Origin of the sequence: Klebsiella quasivariicola (assembly GCF_002269255.1) — a bacterium.
Taxonomy (GTDB): Bacteria; Pseudomonadota; Gammaproteobacteria; order Enterobacterales; family Enterobacteriaceae; genus Klebsiella; species Klebsiella quasivariicola.
This window is the reverse complement of sequence record NZ_CP022823.1, coordinates 4,852,989-4,870,730: the sequence shown is the minus strand read 5'-3', so window position 1 is coordinate 4,870,730 and position 17,742 is coordinate 4,852,989. Positions and strand designations below refer to the sequence as shown.

The following is a 17,742-nucleotide window of genomic DNA, read 5'->3' as shown; positions in this document are numbered from 1 at the left end:
ATAACGTTGTCGCAGGCGCGTTCCCGGCTGGCGCTACGCTTAGCCGGGCTACGACTGGTGCGCTCCATTTATGCCGGATGGCGGCTGACGCCTTATCCGGCCTACGTTCCTTCCCGCAGGCTCACACAACGTAGGCCCGCGCAAGCGCAGCGCCGCCGGGCGGTCAGGTGCCGTACCTGAGGTAGTGCCGGATGGCGGCATCAATGCCTTATCCGGCCTACGTTCCTTCCCGCAGGCTCACACACGTAGGCCCGCGCAAGCGCAGCGCCGCCGGGCAACTGGCCCAGGTTCCCTCAGTTCACCGTCAGGCGCAGGGCCAGATCCTGCGGGTAGGGGTCAAAATAGTTCTGCGCCTGCAGGTAGCGATCCGGATACTCGGCCAGATAGTGCTTAAGCAGCGTCAGCGGGGCGAGGATCGGCAGCAACCCGGCGCGATAGTTGAGGATCACCTCCCGCAGCTCGCCGCGCTGGCGGCTGTTGAGCTGGTCGCGGAAATAACCCTGAATATGCATCAGCACGTTGGTGTGGTTTTTCCGCGAGGCGGGCCGCTTGAGGATCGCCATCAGCTTCTCGCGGTAGACCTCGAAGAACGCCTCCAGATCCTCCCATTCATGCAGCGAGGCGACGAACGGGCCGATCTCCCGGTAGCCCGCCTGGTGGTGAGCCAGCAGCTGCAGCTTGTAGCGGCTGTGAAAGGCCAGCAGGCTGTGGCGCGTCAGGCCGCGGGCGCGCAGGGCGTTGAGTTCATGCAGGGCGAAAACGCGCTCAACAAAATTCTCCCGCAGCAGCGGATCGTGCAGCCGGCCATCCTCTTCCACCGGCAGCCACGGGTAGCGCGCCATCAGGGCGCCGGTAAACAGCCCCACGCCTTCCTTACGCCCGCGATTGCCTTTTTCATCGTACAACCGCACGCGCTCCATTCCGCAGCTCGGCGATTTGGCGCAGACGATAAAGCCCGACAGCTCGCCCAGGGTTGCGAGGTGGGCGCTGGCGAAATCAGCCATCTTCTCCGTCACATCCTCGTGCGGGGCGTGGCTGAAGCGCATGCGGATCTCCCCGACCGGGGTCTGCACCAGGCGGAGCGCCGGGCGGGGAACGGGCAGACCGATCGCCATCTCCGGGCAGACGGGTTTAAACGCCACCCACTGCGCGAGCTCATCCATCACAAAGCCCATACGCTTATGCCCGCCGTCGAATCGCACGGCTGAGCCGGTTAAACATCCGCTGATCCCAATGACAGGTTGCGTGTTCATGGCGCTGTCCTCTCTTCTGCTGTGGTTCGGGTAAAGAAAAGGGTCACGGTGGCGACCGTAATGCCGAATTTCTTCATCTCGGTTTTGTTAAACAAATGGCTGCCGTCCTGCAGGAACATCCAGTCGTCAAAGTGCAGCAGCCACCGGCTGCCGCTGGCTTCGACGTTCATGCTGTAGCGCCAGTGAAAGGCATTGCCTGCCGCCTGGCCGCTGGCCACGCCTTCGATGTCCCCGGCGGTGCCCTGATAACGGTTATCGCCGGTGCGGCGAATGCGCCATACCCGCTGCTGCTTCTCGCCGTCGTCATAGACAAAGCGCTCATGGAGGGTCAGGGTGTCGCCGACGACGTCGCCATCGATCTCAACATGGAAGCGGCGCAGCTGCTTGCCGCTGCGATCCTGCACCATCCCCCACGCCTCGGTTCGCCCCTGAAAATAGTGAAAGATGTCGAGGGCGGGCTGCTGCTGCCGGTACTCCGTGACCTCGGTGCTGCAGCCGGCGAGGATCAGCATCAGCAGCGCCAGGCCAAGGGTCAGAGTGCGTTTCATGGTGTACCTCCGATCAACTGCTGACGCAGTTCGGGATAAGTGGTGCGCGGATCGAGCCAGATGGCGAGAAAGCGGGTGCTGAACGCCGCCGACTGGCGAGGGCCGAGCGGGGTAAAGGCGGTCTGTGCGGCGCTGGCGCGGTACCAGAACTGTCCCTCGCTGCCGCTGACCACGAACGCCAGCTGAGTGCCCGGCGCGACGTCCGGCCAGATCCCCTGCAGCATGCGCAGCCAGGCTTCGCTGCGCGGCTCCTGCTGCAGAATGCCCTGCGCCTGCCACTGGTCGCGGGTGGCCTCCACCAGCGCGTCGCGATCGATGTCGCGCCGGTAGGTGATGATCAGCGCCCGATCCTGTTGCGGGCCGTCATACCGGCCATTGGGCGTGCGCAGCTGCGAGTGATAGACGGTGAATGGCCCCCAGGTGAGGGTCGCCTCGCCGACGCGACGCCACGTCAGCCAGTCGGCGGCGTGGGCCGCCGGGGCGAGGGCGGTCAGCCACAGCAGTAACAGCGCGAATCTCATTTTCGCCTCCCCATCCCCAGATGGAATAACAGCATGAGCACCAGCCAGCCGCAGGCCATGGCGGCCACGGCAAGCGCCATCGGCACCAGCAGGGTCATGGCTCCGAGGCGAGCGCCGATCAGGTAGGCCACCGGGCCGCCGACGGTGGCGGCCGTGGCCAGCACCCAGCCGGGAAGCGTCGTGGTGCGGGTCAGTCGGGTCCAGACGACGGCGAACATCAGCCACAGGGCCACCATCCACAGGGGCAGCAGGCTGTCGCCGCGAAAATCGATCAGCCCCGCCAGCGCCCAGCAGGCGTCCAGGCCGCAGCCCGCCGCGGCCAACAGCAGGGCGGGCGGACGACTGGCCGCCGGCAACCGCAACCAGGCGAAAATGGCCAGCGTCAGCCAGATCAGCAGGCCGCGCTCGCGCAACATCACCACCAGCGTCCAGTAAACATCGAACGCGAGGGCCATCAGCAGGTGCTGCGCCGGGCGTGTCATACCCGCTCCGCGGTGAGCTGCACCACGCTGATGGTGCGGGCGTTAAATCCGGCTTCGCAGTAGCCGAAGTAGTAGAGCCACATCCGGCGGAAGCGCTCATCAAAGCCGAGTTTTTCAATATCCTGCCAGGCGTGGGTAAAACGCTGCCGCCAGTGCGCCAGGGTGCGGGCGTAATCCGGGCCCATGTCGAACAGGTTGCGCACCACAAAATCGGTATGGCGGGTCATCAGCTCGCTCATTGCCGTGATGCTGGGCAAAAAGCCGCCGGGGAAGATGTAGCGCTGGATAAAATCGACGCTTTTGCTGTAGTCGCGATAGCGCTGATCCTGGATGGTGATCGCCTGCAGGGCCATTCTGCCGCCCGGGCGCAGGCGCGCCTGGCAGGTGCGGAAGAAGGCCGGGAGGTAGCGCTGGCCCACCGCCTCAATCATCTCCACCGACACCAGTTTGTCGTACTCGCCGCGCAGATCGCGGTAGTCGCAGAGCAGCACTTCGACGCGATCCTGCAGCCCGGCGCGGGCCATGCGCTCGGTAGCCCAGCGGTGCTGCTCCCGGGAAAGGGTGGTGGTGGTGACCCGGCAGCCGTAATGGCGGGCGGCGTACTCGGCCAGCGCCCCCCAGCCGGTGCCAATCTCCAGCAGATGATCGCCGGGAGTGAGCGCCAGCTGGTCGCACAGGCGCGCCATCTTGGCCCGCTGGGCCTGGGTCAGATCCTGCTGGTCGTCGGTAAACAGCGCGCTGGAGTAGAGCAGGTCGTCATCCAGAAAGTAGGCATAAAATTCGTTGCCGAGGTCGTAATGGGCGGCGATGTTCTCCCGCGCCTGGGCGCGGGTGTTGCGGCGGGTCCAGTGGCGCAGGCGGGCGACGGGCTTGCCCAGCAGACGAAAGCCGCGCTCCAGACGCCCCAGCACCTCACCGTTGCGCGCGAGGATCTGCAGCAGCGCCGTCAGCTGGTGGCTCTCCCAGTCGCCGTCCATCCAGGCCTCGGCCGCCGCCAGGCTGCCGCCGGTCAGCAGACGCCAGTACACCTCCGGCGTGCAGACCCGCGCCTCGGCGCGCAGCGCGGCGGCGGGGTCGCCAAAATGAAAAGTCTGCGCCCCTTCGCGCACGGTGAGCGAGCCTTCGCGGAGGCCGCTCAACAGACGAAAGAGCAGCCAGCGCGCGAGCCGCACGTTGCGCGGCACATCGGGTTCAAGCGCAAAGACGGGATCGGTCATGAGCGTTCACTCCTGCTGACAGGATGGTTGTACAGCGGCACGCGCTTCAGCCACAGCCGCAGCGCCTGCCAGTAGATGGCGAGGACGGTTTTCAGGGTCATCAGCGGCAGACGCAGCAGCAGCTCGCGCAGGTTGGCGCGGGTCAACGGCACGCGGCTCAGGGCCAGCGTGGCGTCGAACACCTTGCTGGCCTGATGGTTTTCAATATGCATGTGCAGCGTTTTGCCGGGCGCGTTGAAGCGCCAGTGATAGACCATGTCCATCGGGTTAAAGGGCGAAACGTGAAAGGCTTTCTCCAGCGGGCGCGCCTGCTGGCCGTCCACCGCGTAGTAATGACGCTCATTCCACGGCGTGTTGCGTACTTCGGCCAGCACCCAGCGCAGGGTGTCGGCTTCGTCATAGCAGTAGTAAAAGTTGACCGGATTAAAATGGAAGCCGAAGTAGCGCAGCTGGGTCAGGAGCATCACGCGTCCCGCCGGGCGGTAGCCGGTCAGGCTCTCCAGCCGGTTCAGCACCTGGGCCTTCAGCGGCGCGCCCAGCGGATAATCGGCGTCGTACCAGGCGGCGGCGGCCAGGCGGTTGCGACGGATACCCGCCTCAGGCAGCCTGTCCAGTTCGTCGAGGTCGAGCCAGGCCATAAACAGGCGGTAGACGAAGTGGTGCGCCTTCGGCTGCAGGCGACGGTGGCGCAGGACGCCCTGATAGAGGCAGCTGTTCATCTCACTTGCCCTCCGCCGCGGCGATGCCCTGCACCACGTCGAGCGCGCTGCGCACCCCGTCCTCATGAAAGCCGTTGTACCAGTAGGCCCCGCAGTACCAGCTCCGCTGCTGGCCGTTAATCTCTTCGCGCCGCAGCTGGGCCGACCAGCTTTGCGGATTAAACAGCGGATGTTCATAGACGAAGCGCTGCCAGACGTAGCGATCGTCCACCGGCGCGTCCGGGTTCAGGGTGACGCAGAACAGCGGCGCGCCTGCGGGCAGCCCCTGGAGAATATTCATGTTGTAGGTGACGCAGGCCCGGGCCCGATCCCCGTCGCTCAGGCGATAGTTCCAGCTGGCCCAGGCGCGCTGGCGCTCCGGCAGCCAGCGCGGATCGCTGTGCAGTACCACCTCGTTACGCTGCCAGCCGATGTCCCCGAGGATTTCACGTTCGGAGTCGGTGGGCGTCGCCAGCATCGCCAGGGCCTGTGCGGAGTGGCAGGCGAAAATCACCTGGTCAAAATGCGCCTCCCCGGACGCCAGCCGCAGGGTGATCCCCGTCGGGTGACGGTCCACCTGCTGTACCGGCGCGTTGAGGCGCAGATCCAGACGATCGCCGAGCCTGGCGAGCAGGGCGCGAACGTACTCCCGGGAACCGCCGGGCACCACATACCACTGCGGGCGATCGCGAATATCCAGCAGGCCGTGGTGTTCAAAGAAACGTAAAAACAGCGGCAGCGGGAAGCGGCGCATCTCCTGCAGCGACGACGACCAGATGGCTGCCCCCATCGGCAGGATATAGTGGCGGGCGAAGAAGGGGCTGAAGCGGTGGCGGACGAGGAAGCTCTCCAGCGTCGCCCCCGGATCCAGCGCCTCGGTCAGCGCCAGTTTCGCCAGCCGGTTAAAGCGGACGATCTCGCTCAGCAGCCCCCAGAAGGCCGGCTTCAGCAGATTGCGCCGCTGGGCGAAAAGCGAGGTCAGGCTGTGGCCGTTGTACTCCAGGCCGCTGGCCGGGTTGTGAACCGAGAAGCTCATCTGCGTTTTTTGCCCCTCGATCCCCAGCTCGCTGAGCAGGCCCATAAAGCGCGGATAGGTGCGATCGTTGTAGACGATAAATCCGGTATCGATGGCCCAGGTGCCCTGCGGCGTGGCGACATCCACGGTGGCGGTGTGGCCGCCCGGCGTGGCGCCCGCTTCGAACAGCGTCACCTGATGGTGTCCGGCCAGCCGCCAGGCGCAGGTCAGCCCGGCGATGCCGCTGCCGATGATGGCGATGTTCATGAGCGCACCATCCTGCGCAACAGCAGGCGCTGGATACCCGATGGCAGGCCGGCCAGCAGCTGCAGGGCCAGGCTGAAGCCGGTGGGGAAGGCAATGTGGTTTTTGCCCTTCGCCAGGCCGTGGCGGATCGCCGCCACCGCCCGATCCACGCTCACCCGGCCGGGCATGGCGAAGTCGTTTTTGCGCGTCAGCGGGGTGTCGACGAAGCCCGGAGAGACTACCGTGACGGCCACCCCTTTCGGCTCCCAGTCCAGACGCAGGCTGTTGGCAAACCAGGTCAGCGCCGCCTTGGAGGCGCCATAGGCTTCTGCGCGCGGGAAGGGCAGCCAGTGCGCCATGGAGCTGACCAGCACCACCCGATCGCCTGCCTCCAGCTGTGTCTGCAGCGCCGCCAGGCAGTTCACCGGCCCGAGGAAGTTGGTGGCCATCACCCGCTCCACGAGGGCAGCATCCACCTGCCCGTGGTCGAGGTATTCGCAGGTCCCGGCGCAGAGAATGATCAGATCGGCAAAACAGCCCGTCAGCGCCTGGCGACAGGCGTCCCTGTCTGTCATATCGAACAGGCGCCCGCTGATGTTGGGGCTGAACTGCTGGAGCGCCGACAGGCGCGACGCATCGCGCCCGCAGGCGATAACCCGATGGCCATCCGCTGCGAAGGATTTCGCCAGGCCGGCGCCGATCCCGGAGCTGGCGCCGGTGATGAGCACCGTCATCATGAGCGCACCCTCCGTTTCACACCGCGCACCGCCCAGCCCAGCAGGGGAAGATGCTCGTAGATCATCTCCCCGGCGTCGTAGTAGTCGCGCTGATGGAGAACCTGCTCCCCGGCGATGTCCACCACCGAGCAGCCCGGCAGGGCCAGCGTTTCTCCGCCGGCAATGCGCGGATGCGACCAGTGCATAGTCCAGGTCACGGCGAATCGTTGGCCGTCGCAGAGCGGCGTGTCGATGGTGAACCGGCACTGCTCCACGTTGGCCAGCAGATGGGTAAAGTAGCGCTGAATGGCGAACAGCCCCTGATGCTGACCAAAAGGATCGCTCAGCGTCGCGTCCGGATGGTACAGCGCGGCCAGCGCCGCGGGCGGCTGCGCATCCAGCCCGGCGTAGTACTCAACGAAACGACGAATCACGGACGGCGAGGTGCTCATGGATCACATCCTGGCTAGATACGGTGGTGTAATGGCATACTTAAAACTTACACAAATAAAATTATTTGTCCAAGTTTGTGGAAAAATATATTTTATTTGTGTTAAAGATCATGTGGTTATGATTGATGTTTTAAGGAGTGAAAATCGCGGGTGGTGCAAAGGGCAAGCGTGAGCCCGCCGCGCCACCGGGCGCTGGCGTCTCAGAGAGGGGATGTAAGTTAAAACAGGGGGTTAGAGCGGAATTACCTCGAGGGAGACGACCTGCTGCTGCCAGAGTTCCACCTGCCTCTGGCGGGCGGCGGAGAGTTTGCCGCTGGTGACCAGCAGCCAGTTGCGCTGGGGGAAAATCTCCGGCGCCAGGGCGGCGGGAGGCACCGGCAGAACGTCGATGCGATGACCCTGGCCGGTGCGTTTGAGCGCCTCAAGCCAGATTTCGCAGGCATCGGTCAGGTGCCAGCCGGTGATCAGAAAGTTGTCCCCGGGCGCCTTCTTGTCGCCTTCAAGGCAAAACGAGGTATAGGCGATGATGATGCCGTCGAGGATTTCGCGCAGCGTCATGATGGCCGGCACGTTGGCGGAGACCTGGCTGCGCAGCGGACGCAGCACCTCGGTCACCAGCTCCTGGCGCGGATATTCGCGCCCGGCGTCGTAGATAAGCTGGCGCAGGGACTCGATTTTTCCCTCTTTCAGCCGCTGCAGCATGGTCTCCTGCAACGTCAGCCAGTTGTTGGTGCGCCGCGCGCCGGGGCGCGACAGCAGGGGTTTCACCTGGCTGACCGGCACCCCTTTTTTCACCCAGTCGAGGATCTTCAGCGCCTGCTGGACGTCGTCATCGCTGTACAGACGGTGACCACCATCGGTGCGCAGCGGCTTGAGCAGGCCATAGCGGCGCTGCCAGGCGCGAAGCGTGGTCGCATTTATCCCGCATAGTCGGGCAAATTCGCCGATGGAGTAAGGCATGGAGGCCACCTGTTAACAAAGAATATTCTCAATATACTACGAATCACGTCGGCTGGCGTGAAGTGTAGTGGCTTTGCACTACACTTTCCCCAACCGCGTAAATGAAAGGAGTTCTCATGAAGCTATGGCCTGTTGTCACTGGCGTTGCTATCGCGTTAACCCTGGTGGCCTGCAAATCGCCCACCCCGCCGAAGGGCGTTCAGCCGATTAGCGGGTTTGATGCCAGCCGTTACCTCGGAAAATGGTATGAGGTCGCCCGCCTGGAGAATCGCTTCGAGCGAGGCCTGGAGCAGGTGACCGCCACCTACGGCACCCGCAGCGACGGGGGGATCAGCGTCGTCAATCGCGGTTATGACCCGGTCAAAAAACGCTGGAATGAGAGCGACGGAAAAGCCTACTTCACCGGCGCCCCTACCACCGCGGCGCTGAAGGTGTCGTTCTTCGGGCCATTCTACGGCGGCTATAACGTGATCCGCCTGGACGATGACTACCAGTACGCGCTGGTCAGCGGCCCCAACCGCGACTATCTGTGGATCCTGTCGCGCACCCCCACCATCCCGGCGGCGGTGAAGCAGGATTACCTGAATACCGCGCGCGAGCTGGGCTTTGACGTCGATCGCCTGGTGTGGATCCGCCAGACGCCGCGCTAGCCTCGCCCCTTAGCGGCTCAGCAGGTGGGTATAAACCACGTACAGCCCGGCCAGCGCCGCCACGTTCAGCGCCACGCTGACGAAAAACCACCGCCGGAAGGGCTGCTTTTGCGTTTTATGACGAAAGCACTGTTGGCCGAGGATGGCCCCCGGCCAGCCTCCCGCCAGGCCCAGCACCAGCAGCGTGGTCTCTGGCACCCGTCGCCAGGCTTTGCGCGCCGCCAGCTTGTCGGCGCCATAGATAAGCCATGTCAGAAGGCTGCTCAGTAAAAACCACATCGCCAGCGGGTAGGGCAGCAGGGCGCTGCCCACGGCGGTGAGCAGCAGCAGGGAATAACATACCAGGTTCAGATTCATAGGGACGTTCACGCCGGCCAGAAGAATAGCGCCACTATAGCCAATTTACCGGGCCGGCGTAAACGCGGCGGGCTATTGGCTACGCTTGCCCCGATGCCGATACAGCCACATCAGCTTATATGCCGCCGGAATGATAAATAGCGACAGCAGCGGGGCGGTGATCATCCCGCCAATCATCGGCGCGGCGATACGGCTCATCACTTCCGACCCGGCGCCGGTACCCCATAAGATCGGCAGCAGGCCGGCGATAATCACCGCCACGGTCATCGCCTTTGGCCGCACGCGCAGCACCGCGCCCTGGTACAGCGCCTCGTCGAGCTTATCGGCGCTGAAGGTCTGCGGGTTCTCCAGCGATGGCTCCGCCTCGATGGCGTGGCGCAGGTACATCAGCATCACCACGCCAAACTCCGCCGCCACCCCGGCGAGGGCGATAAAGCCGGTACCGGTGGCTACCGACAGATGGAATCCCATCCAGTAGAGGAACCAGATCCCGCCGACAAGGGCGAACGGCACGCTGGTGATAATCAACAGCGCCTCGCCGACGCGGCGGAACGCCAGATATAGCAGCACGAAGATAATCATTAGCGTCATCGGCACCATCAGCTTCAGCTTCTGATTGGCGCGTTCCAGCAGCTCAAACTGCCCGGAGTAGGAGATGCTGATGCCCGGCTTCAGCTTCACCTCTTTGCCGATGGCCTGCTGCAGATCGCGCACCACCGACACCATATCGCGGTCGCGGGCGTCGATGTAGATCCAACTGGTCGGGCGGGCGTTCTCGGTCTTCAGCATCGATGGTCCGGTGACCACCTTTACCTCAGCCACGTCGCCGAGGACGATCTGCTGCTTCAGCGGGGTGAGGATCGGCAGCTGGCGCAGGGTCTCCGGGCTGTCGCGATAGCTCTGCGGGTAGCGGATGTTGATCGGATAGCGCTCGACTCCTTCTACCGTTTCGCCGACCATCGCGCCGCCGATGGCGGACGAAACAAACAACTGCACGTCGCCGACGGTCATGCCGTAACGGGCCGCCTTCTCACGATGAATATCAATGTTGAGGTAGCGCCCGCCGACCAGCCGCTCGGCTAATGCCGAAGTGACTCCCGGCACGGTACGCGCCACCACTTCAATTTGTTCGGCGATGACGTCGATATCGGCCAGATTGGTGCCGGAAACTTTAATGCCAATCGGGCTCTTGATGCCGGTGGAGAGCATGTCGATGCGGTTGCGGATCGGCGGCACCCACAGGTTCGCCAGCCCCGGCAGGCGCACGGTTTTATCCAGCTCCTCGACGATCTTCTCCATGGTCATCCCCGGCCGCCACTGATCCTGTGGCTTGAGCTGAATCGTGGTCTCTACCATCTCCAGCGGCGCCGAGTCGGTGGCGGTTTCGGCCTTGCCGGTTTTGCCGAACACCCGGGCCACTTCCGGCACCGTCATAATTAGCTTATCGGTTTTCTGCAGCATATCTGCCGCCTGCGCAGCGGAGATCCCCGGCAGCGTGGACGGCATATACAGCAGATCGCCTTCGTTAATCTGCGGCAGAAACTCGCCGCCGACCCGGTTGAGCGGCCAGATAACTGTCAGGATCGACAGGAGCGCAATCAGCAGGGTGGTCTTCGGCCAGTGCAGCACCTTCAGCAGCAGCGGGTGATAAATGCGGATCAAAAAGCGGTTCAGCGGGTTGCTGTTCTCCGCTGGGATCTTGCCGCGGATCCAGAAGCCCATCAGGATCGGGATCACCACGATCGCCAGCAGCGCCGCCCCGGCCATCGACCACGTTTTGGTGAAGGCCAGCGGGCCGAACAGTTTGCCCTCCTGGCCTTCGAGGGTGAAAATCGGGATAAACGACAGAGTAATGATCAGCAGGCTGATAAACAGCGCGGGGCCGACCTCCACCGACGCCTCGGTAATGATTTTCCAGCGGATCTCGTTGCTAAGTTTCTCTCCCGGGTGCTGATGTTCCCACTCCTCCAGCCGCTTATGGGCGTTCTCAATCATCACGATGGCGGCATCGACCATCGCCCCCACCGCAATGGCGATCCCGCCCAGCGACATGATGTTGGCGTTAAGCCCCTGGAAATGCATCATGATAAAGGCGAAGCACAGGCCGAGCGGCAGCGAAATAATCGCCACCAGCGCCGAGCGCACGTGCCACAGGAACAGGGCACAGACCAGCGCGACAACGATAAACTCTTCCAGCAGCTTGTGGCTGAGGTTGTCGATGGCGCGGTCGATAAGCTGGCTGCGGTCGTAGGTGGTGACCACTTCAACCCCTTCCGGCAGGCTGCTTTGCAGCGATGCCAGCTTCGCTTTGACCGCCGAGATCACCTCGCGGGCGTTCTTGCCGGAGCGCAGGATCACCACGCCGCCGGCCACTTCGCCTTCGCCGTTAAGCTCGGCGATACCGCGGCGCATCTCCGGGCCTATCTGCACCCGCGCAACGTCGCCGAGATAGACCGGCACGCCGTTGTCACCGGTTTTCAGCACGATATTTTTGAAGTCGTCGAGCGTCTGCAGGTAGCCGCTGGCGCGCACCATATATTCCGCTTCCGCCAGTTCGACCGAAGAGCCGCCCGCCTCTTGGTTAGAGGCGTCCAGCGCCGATTTCACCTCGCCGAGGCTGATGCCGTACTGGGTCAGCCTCATTGGGTCGACGACAATCTGATACTCCTTGACCACGCCGCCTACCGACGCCACTTCCGAGACGTTAGGAATGGTTTTCAGCTCATATTTTAAGAACCAGTCTTGTAGCGAACGCAGTTCGGCAAGGTCGTGTTTACCGCTGCGGTCGACCAGCGCGTACTCGAAGACCCAGCCGACGCCGGTGGCGTCCGGGCCCATTTCGGCGCTCACCCCGGCGGGCAGTTTGCCCTGCACTTGATTGAGATACTCCAGCACCCGCGAGCGCGCCCAGTAAGGATCGGTGCCGTCTTCAAAAATCACGTATACGTAGGAGTCGCCAAACTGCGAGAAGCCGCGAACCGTTTTGGCACCAGGCACCGACAGCATGGTGGTGGTCAGCGGCCAGGTGACCTGGTTTTCGACGATCTGCGGCGCCTGTCCCGGGTAGCTGGTTTTGACGATCACCTGTACATCAGAGAGATCCGGCAGGGCATCCACCGGGGTGTGGACGATAGTCCAGGTCCCCCAGATGCTGAGAAACAGCGCGCCCATCATCACCAGGAAGCGGTTGGCCACCGAGCGGCGGATAATCCATTCAATCATTGTTCCGTTCCTCAGTGCGCGTGGGCGGCAGTGGCCGCTGTATCGGGAGTCTGCGCGCGCATGCGCTCCAGCGCGCCGGAGATATTGGCTTCCGAGTCGATCAGGAACAGGCCGCTGGCGACGACTTTTTCGCCCTCCTGCAAACCGCTGCGAATGGCCGTAACGCCGGCGGATTCATGGAATACCTGTACCAGCTTCGGCACGAAGCGACCTTCGTTATCCACGGTAATCACTCGCTGCTCGCTGCCGCTGTCGATCAGCGCTTTTGATGGGATCAGCAGCATCGGCGCGCTTTCGCTGGTCAGTTTCAGATAGGCGTTCATTCCCGGCTTCAGCGCTTCATCCGGGTTGTTGACCTGCAGGCGCAGCTGCAGGGTGCGGGTGGCGCTATCGACGCTGGGGAGAATCGTCCATTTGTTGATGCTGAAGGTTTTGCCCGGCCAGGCGGGAACCTGAATGGCGAACTGCGAGGCGTCTTTAATCAGCCAGGCGATGGATTCCGGAACCGCCACGCTGACCCACACCGGGTCCATGCCCTGAATTTTCGCCACCACATTATCTTTGGCGATGTTCATTCCGGCACGCAGATCGAAGGCGGTAATCACGCCGTCGATCGGTGCTTTGAGGGTAAAGCGGGTCTGGATTTTACGTGTGGTTTTCAGGCGGCGGATATCGTCATCCGGCATTCCGGCGAGGCGCAAACGCTCGAGGATCCCCTCGACCTGCGTGGCGGTGCCCCCGGTCTCCTGCAACAACAGATATTCGCTCTGCGCTTCCACCCAGTCCGGGATGGTCAGCTCGAGTAACGGCGTGCCTTGCTTGACTTTGTCGCCGACGGTCAGCGGATAGACTTTATTGATAAAGCCCGCCGCCCGCGCCTGCATAATCACGTACTGATACTCGTTATAGCTGATGTTGGCCGGGAAGGTCTGGGCGTAGCGCAGCGGCCCGCGGCTGACCGCGGCGGTTTTTACGCCGAGATTCTGGGTCTGCGTCGGGTCGATACGCACCCCCGGCGCACCGGCGGCGGCACTCTCCTCATCAGCGTATTTCGGCACCAGATCCATATCCATAAACGGCGATTTACCCGGTTTATCAAAGCGAGTATTCGGGTACATCGGGTCGTACCAGAACAGCACTTTACGCTGCTGCTCGGCCGCTGGAGCGGCAGCGTGGGTCGGCGTCAGTCGGGCGTACAGCGCCGCGGTAAGCGCGCCGCCAATCAGCATGCTGCCGAGGATCAGCGCCGTATTTTTCAGTGTCAGGGATGCCATGTGTCGTCCATTCAGTTGTTGAGGGGGCCTACCGTCGCCGAACGGTTATTGGGCGCGGATATCCTGTAACAGCGACAGGTTGCCCTGCTGAACGAAGGTGAAGTCCACGCTGTCGCCGACCTTCACATTGTTGAGCTGCGTCTGCGGGGTGATGGTGAAGCGCATGGTCATCGGCGGCCAGTTCACCGCCGGGATGGCCTCGTGGGCGATGGTGATTTTTTTGCTATCCATATCAATAGCTTTAATGACGCCTTTGCCAGTGATGCTTTGCGTCTGCGCGGCAGCGGGTTGCTCGTGCATTGCCATACCGGCGTGCGGGTCGGCAGCCTGGGCCGCGAACACCGCGCCAGAAAGCAGGGTGAACAGGGCGATTTTAGAGAGTGAATTCATGTTCGGGACTCCTTGGGTTATTCCATCCAGCCGCCGCCGAGGGCGGTGAACAGGGTGATTTCATTTGCCTGACGGGAATAGTTGAGTTCCAGCAGGGTTTGTCGGGTGGTGAAAATGTCGCGCTGGGCGCTCAGGACTTCGATGTAGCTGACCGCGCCGTGGCGATAGAGCGCAGTAGCGCGCTGCAGGGTGATATTTAGTGAAGTGAGATAACGCTCCTGGGCGGCAATTTGATCGGCCAGGCTCTGACGCAGGGCCAGCGCGTCGGCCACTTCCTTAAAAGCGGACTGTATTTTTTGCTCATAGTTGACCACCTGCTGCTGCTGGCGGATCTCCGCCAGATCGAGGTTGGCCTGATTACGCCCGGCGTTGAAAATCGGCAGCTCGATTTTGGGGATGAAGTTCCACATCGCGTTGCCGGCGTTAAACAGGCTGGAGAGCTCACTGCTGCTGCCGGAGAGCGAGCTGGTCAGGGTAATCGACGGGAAGAAGGCCGCCCGCGCGGCGCCGATATTGGCGTTAGCCGCCCGCAGGCTGTGTTCCGCTTCCAGAATATCCGGCCGCTGCAGCAGGATCGCTGAGGAGAGCGATGGCGGCAGAGTGACGCCTTGCAGATCGATGGCGCTGCTGGCGCTATCGTCCGGCAGCCGTTGATAGCTGCCGAGCAGCAGCTGCAGGGCGTTATTGGCCTGCGCCAGCTGGCCCTGACGTTTGGCGATATCGGCGCGGGTGCTTTCGATCATGCCGCGCGCCTGTTCCAGCGCCAGCACGGTGGTGGTGCCGGTCAGCAGCTGTTTTTCAACGAAAGCGTAAGACTGCTGATAGTTCTGTAAGGTGTCGTTCGCCACCTGCAGCTGCGCCGCCGCCAGCCGCTGGTTGAAGTAGCTTTGTGAAACGTTAGCAATCAACAGGATATGCACCGCGCGCCGCGCCTCTTCGCTGGCGAAGAAGTTCTGCCGGTCGGCCTCGCTGAGGTTTTTCAACCGGCCAAAGAAGTCGAGGTCGTAGCTGAGATTCAGGCCGGCGGCATAATCGCTGCTGGTGGTGGTGTCGCCTTTAAGCTTGCCGCCATAGGTGGTGCTGCCGTCGCCGTTAACCTGCGGGTAGCGGTCGGCGTCGGTGACCCGGTACTGGGCGCGGGCTTCCTGCACTTTCAGCGTCGCCATCCGTAAATCGCGGTTGTTGGTCAGCGCGGTGCTAATCAGGCTTTTCACCTGCGGGTCGACGAAAAAGGTGCGCCAGCCGGTCTTCTGGTAATCCGCCGTTGCGGCAACCAGTCTGTTCTGGCTGAGTGAGAACTGCTGCGGCACCGGCGCGGCGGGGCGCTGGTAGTCCGGAGCGAGCGAGACACAGCCGGTTAAGGCAAATATCACGCTGAGGGTAAGTAGCTGTATTGAACGCATGGCGGCAGACGTTTCGACGATTTATCCATGGCGGCTACTTTACGTAGCGGGCTCTGTTCAACGCGTGACAGGAAAATGACAAAACTGTCATTTTCCTGATATTTCATTGCTATCCGGAGGCGCTTCTCTAAAATTGAATACCCGCACGAAGCGCGCGTGAAGGAGCCTGCCGTGAAGATTTTGATTGTCGAAGATGAGAAGAAAACCGGAGAGTACCTGACCAAAGGGCTCACCGAGGCCGGCTTCGTCGTCGACCTGGCCGATAACGGCCTCAACGGCTATCACCTGGCGATGACCAGCGATTACGATCTGCTGATCCTCGACATCATGCTGCCGGATGTGAACGGCTGGGATATCGTCCGCATGCTGCGCGCCGCCAATAAAGGCATGCCGATCCTGCTGCTCACCGCGCTTGGCACTATTGAGCATCGGGTGAAGGGGCTGGAACTGGGCGCCGACGACTATCTGGTGAAGCCCTTTGCTTTTGCGGAACTGCTGGCGCGGGTGCGCACGCTATTGCGTCGCGGGGCGGCGGTCATCGTCGAAAGCCAGTTTCAGGCGGCCGATCTCAGTGTCGATCTGGTCAGCCGCAAGGTGATGCGCGGCGCGACTCGTATCTCACTGACTAGCAAGGAGTTTACCCTGCTGGAGTTCTTCCTGCGCCATCAGGGCGAGGTGCTTCCGCGGTCGTTAATTGCTTCGCAGGTCTGGGATATGAATTTCGACAGCGACACTAACGCTATCGACGTGGCGGTGAAGCGGCTGCGCGCCAAAATCGATAATGACTTCGAGCCGAAGCTAATCCAGACCGTGCGCGGCGTCGGCTATATGCTTGAGGTGCCGGATGGCCGCTAAGCGCCCCTTTTCCCTGGCCACCCGGCTGACCTTCTTTATTAGCCTAGCCACCATCATCGCCTTCTTTGCCTTCACCTGGATCATGATCCATTCGGTGAAGGCCCACTTTGAAGAACGCGACGTTCACGATCTCAAGCAGCTCAGCACCACGCTGGAGACGGTCCTCGACCACGCCGACTATCCGCAGGCGCGGCGGCTGGAGATCGTGAGGAATATCATTGCGGGTTACGCCAACGTTTTTATCTGTCTGGACGACGGCCAGGGCAATATTCTGTTTCAGTCACCCGACGGGCCGGATCTCAGCCATATGCTGAGTACGCCGGGGCTGGCGATGCAGCTCCGCGACGGGAATGTCATTTCATGGACTGACCCGCAGTCGCGGGCAATGGTGCATGATAATCATCCAATGGAAACCCGCGCCTGGCGGCTGATTATGCTGCCGCTGGGCAAGCAGGCGGACGGCAAACCGGCGTACCACCTGCTGATGGCCTTATCCATCGATTTTCACCTGCACTATATTAATGAGCTGAAAGCGAAGCTGATTTCCGCGGCGACGATAATCAGTTTGCTGATCATTGCCATCGTGCTGTTTGTGGTCTATCAGGGGCATAAGCCGATCCGCCAGATCAGCCGCCAGATCCAGAATATTACCTCCCGGGATCTCGATGTACGCCTTGATCCACAGGCGGTGCCCATCGAGCTGGAGCGGTTGGCGCTGTCGTTTAACCATATGCTGGAGCGGATAGAGGATGTCTTTACCCGCCAGTCCAACTTCTCCGCCGATATCGCCCATGAAATCCGTACGCCGATTACCAACCTGGTGACGCAAACCGAAATCGCCTTAAGCCAGAGCCGCAGCCAGCAGGAGCTGGAAGAGGTGTTGTATTCCAATCTTGAAGAGTTCTCGCGGATGTCGCGGATGGTCAGCGATATGTTGTTCCTCGCCCAGGCGGATAATAACCAGCTGATCCCCGAGCAACAGGCGCTGGATCTGGCCGATGAAGTGCATAAGGTGTTTGAATTCTTTGAAGCGTGGGCGGAAGAGAAAGAGGTGGCGCTGCGCTTTGTTGGTAGCCACTGCCGGGTGACTGGCGATCCGCTGATGCTTCGGCGAGCGATCAGCAACCTGCTGTCGAACGCGATCCGCTATACCCCTGCCGGCCAGGCGGTGACTATCCAGTTGAGCGAAAGCGCCGAGACGATCCGCCTGGTGGTGGAGAACCCCGGTACGCCGATTGCCGCCGAGCATCTGCCGCGCCTGTTTGACCGTTTCTATCGCGTCGACCCCTCCCGCCAGCGCAAAGGCGAGGGCAGCGGCATCGGCCTGGCGATTGTGAAATCTATCGTCAGCGCCCACCACGGCAGCGTGGCGGTGCAGTCCGATCAGCGCTCGACGCGGTTTATTGTGGTGTTGCCGAAATAGGCGCCATAACGACCTCATCTGACGGCTTCGTCATAATGCGGTCACGCTGGCGACAGAGCT

Annotated in this window: 18 protein-coding genes; 3 read left to right on the top strand and 15 right to left on the bottom strand. The window is 62.2% G+C overall.

Translation table 11 applies throughout. The features are described from left to right. Positions 1 to 293: 293 nt before the first annotated feature. The 10 genes from B8P98_RS24540 to B8P98_RS24495 form a co-directional block, all read right to left on the bottom strand. Complete coding sequence (locus B8P98_RS24540; RefSeq protein ID WP_023342505.1) at positions 294 to 1,253, bottom strand: YbgA family protein; 960 nt, start codon at positions 1,251 to 1,253, stop codon at positions 294 to 296. Continuing rightward, a complete protein-coding gene (locus tag B8P98_RS24535; RefSeq protein WP_080925022.1) occupies positions 1,250 to 1,801 on the bottom strand; it encodes a DUF3833 domain-containing protein in 552 nt (183 codons plus the stop codon). The genes B8P98_RS24540 and B8P98_RS24535 overlap by 4 nt, the downstream gene beginning before the upstream one ends. After that, entirely contained in the window at positions 1,798 to 2,322 is a 525-nt protein-coding gene (locus B8P98_RS24530; RefSeq protein ID WP_095033504.1) for a hypothetical protein, read from the bottom strand. The genes B8P98_RS24535 and B8P98_RS24530 overlap by 4 nt, the downstream gene beginning before the upstream one ends. Continuing rightward, positions 2,319 to 2,804, bottom strand: a complete 486-nt coding sequence (locus B8P98_RS24525) for a DUF2878 domain-containing protein (protein ID WP_080925020.1) — start codon at positions 2,802 to 2,804, stop codon at positions 2,319 to 2,321. The genes B8P98_RS24530 and B8P98_RS24525 overlap by 4 nt, the downstream gene beginning before the upstream one ends. Further along, positions 2,801 to 4,021, bottom strand: coding sequence for an SAM-dependent methyltransferase (locus B8P98_RS24520; RefSeq protein ID WP_021462630.1), 1,221 nt, complete (start codon positions 4,019 to 4,021; stop codon positions 2,801 to 2,803). The genes B8P98_RS24525 and B8P98_RS24520 overlap by 4 nt, the downstream gene beginning before the upstream one ends. Further along, entirely contained in the window at positions 4,018 to 4,740 is a 723-nt protein-coding gene (locus tag B8P98_RS24515; protein WP_080925019.1) for a DUF1365 domain-containing protein, read from the bottom strand. Before B8P98_RS24515 ends, B8P98_RS24520 begins: the two co-directional genes overlap by 4 nt. Position 4,741: 1 nt before the next feature. Further along, entirely contained in the window at positions 4,742 to 6,001 is a 1,260-nt protein-coding gene (locus B8P98_RS24510) for an NAD(P)/FAD-dependent oxidoreductase (RefSeq protein ID WP_095033503.1), read from the bottom strand. Then, complete coding sequence (locus tag B8P98_RS24505; RefSeq protein WP_095033502.1) at positions 5,998 to 6,717, bottom strand: SDR family NAD(P)-dependent oxidoreductase; 720 nt, start codon at positions 6,715 to 6,717, stop codon at positions 5,998 to 6,000. Before B8P98_RS24505 ends, B8P98_RS24510 begins: the two co-directional genes overlap by 4 nt. Further along, on the bottom strand, positions 6,714 to 7,148 hold the full coding sequence (locus tag B8P98_RS24500; protein WP_004178448.1) for a nuclear transport factor 2 family protein: 435 nt from the start codon (positions 7,146 to 7,148) through the stop codon (positions 6,714 to 6,716). The genes B8P98_RS24505 and B8P98_RS24500 overlap by 4 nt, the downstream gene beginning before the upstream one ends. Before the next feature lie 231 nt (positions 7,149 to 7,379). Then, positions 7,380 to 8,108: a MerR family transcriptional regulator gene (locus tag B8P98_RS24495; RefSeq protein WP_002887258.1), complete on the bottom strand. Its 729-nt coding sequence runs from the start codon at positions 8,106 to 8,108 to the stop codon at positions 7,380 to 7,382. Positions 8,109 to 8,224: 116 nt separating this feature from the next. Here B8P98_RS24495 and B8P98_RS24490 point away from each other — a divergent pair, with 116 nt between their 5' ends. Continuing rightward, the gene (locus B8P98_RS24490) at positions 8,225 to 8,758 is read left to right on the top strand and encodes a lipocalin family protein (RefSeq protein ID WP_009309842.1); all 534 of its coding nucleotides are present in this window, start codon (positions 8,225 to 8,227) and stop codon (positions 8,756 to 8,758) included. 9 nt (positions 8,759 to 8,767) lie between these two features. On the opposite strand, the gene B8P98_RS24485 is transcribed toward B8P98_RS24490, so the two are convergent. From B8P98_RS24485 to B8P98_RS24465, 5 genes are all read right to left on the bottom strand, one after another. After that, complete coding sequence (locus B8P98_RS24485; protein WP_008807073.1) at positions 8,768 to 9,115, bottom strand: DUF1294 domain-containing protein; 348 nt, start codon at positions 9,113 to 9,115, stop codon at positions 8,768 to 8,770. A 72-nt stretch (positions 9,116 to 9,187) separates the two neighbouring features. Next, complete coding sequence (locus B8P98_RS24480) at positions 9,188 to 12,337, bottom strand: CusA/CzcA family heavy metal efflux RND transporter (protein ID WP_080925017.1); 3,150 nt, start codon at positions 12,335 to 12,337, stop codon at positions 9,188 to 9,190. Positions 12,338 to 12,348: 11 nt separating this feature from the next. Then, a complete protein-coding gene (locus B8P98_RS24475; protein ID WP_080925016.1) occupies positions 12,349 to 13,611 on the bottom strand; it encodes an efflux RND transporter periplasmic adaptor subunit in 1,263 nt (420 codons plus the stop codon). Between the two features lie 45 nt (positions 13,612 to 13,656). Then, positions 13,657 to 14,001, bottom strand: coding sequence for a cation efflux system protein CusF (cusF, locus tag B8P98_RS24470; protein WP_080925015.1), 345 nt, complete (start codon positions 13,999 to 14,001; stop codon positions 13,657 to 13,659). 17 nt (positions 14,002 to 14,018) lie between these two features. Then, positions 14,019 to 15,404 carry an efflux transporter outer membrane subunit gene (locus B8P98_RS24465; protein WP_087806244.1) on the bottom strand — a complete coding sequence of 462 codons (1,386 nt, stop codon included), beginning with the start codon at positions 15,402 to 15,404 and terminating at the stop codon, positions 14,019 to 14,021. A gap of 171 nt (positions 15,405 to 15,575) precedes the next feature. Here B8P98_RS24465 and cusR point away from each other — a divergent pair, with 171 nt between their 5' ends. Further along, positions 15,576 to 16,259, top strand: coding sequence for a copper response regulator transcription factor CusR (gene cusR, locus B8P98_RS24455; RefSeq protein ID WP_025714125.1), 684 nt, complete (start codon positions 15,576 to 15,578; stop codon positions 16,257 to 16,259). Further along, complete coding sequence (locus tag B8P98_RS24450; protein ID WP_025714126.1) at positions 16,249 to 17,682, top strand: Cu(+)/Ag(+) sensor histidine kinase; 1,434 nt, start codon at positions 16,249 to 16,251, stop codon at positions 17,680 to 17,682. The genes cusR and B8P98_RS24450 overlap by 11 nt, the downstream gene beginning before the upstream one ends. Positions 17,683 to 17,742: the final 60 nt, after the last annotated feature.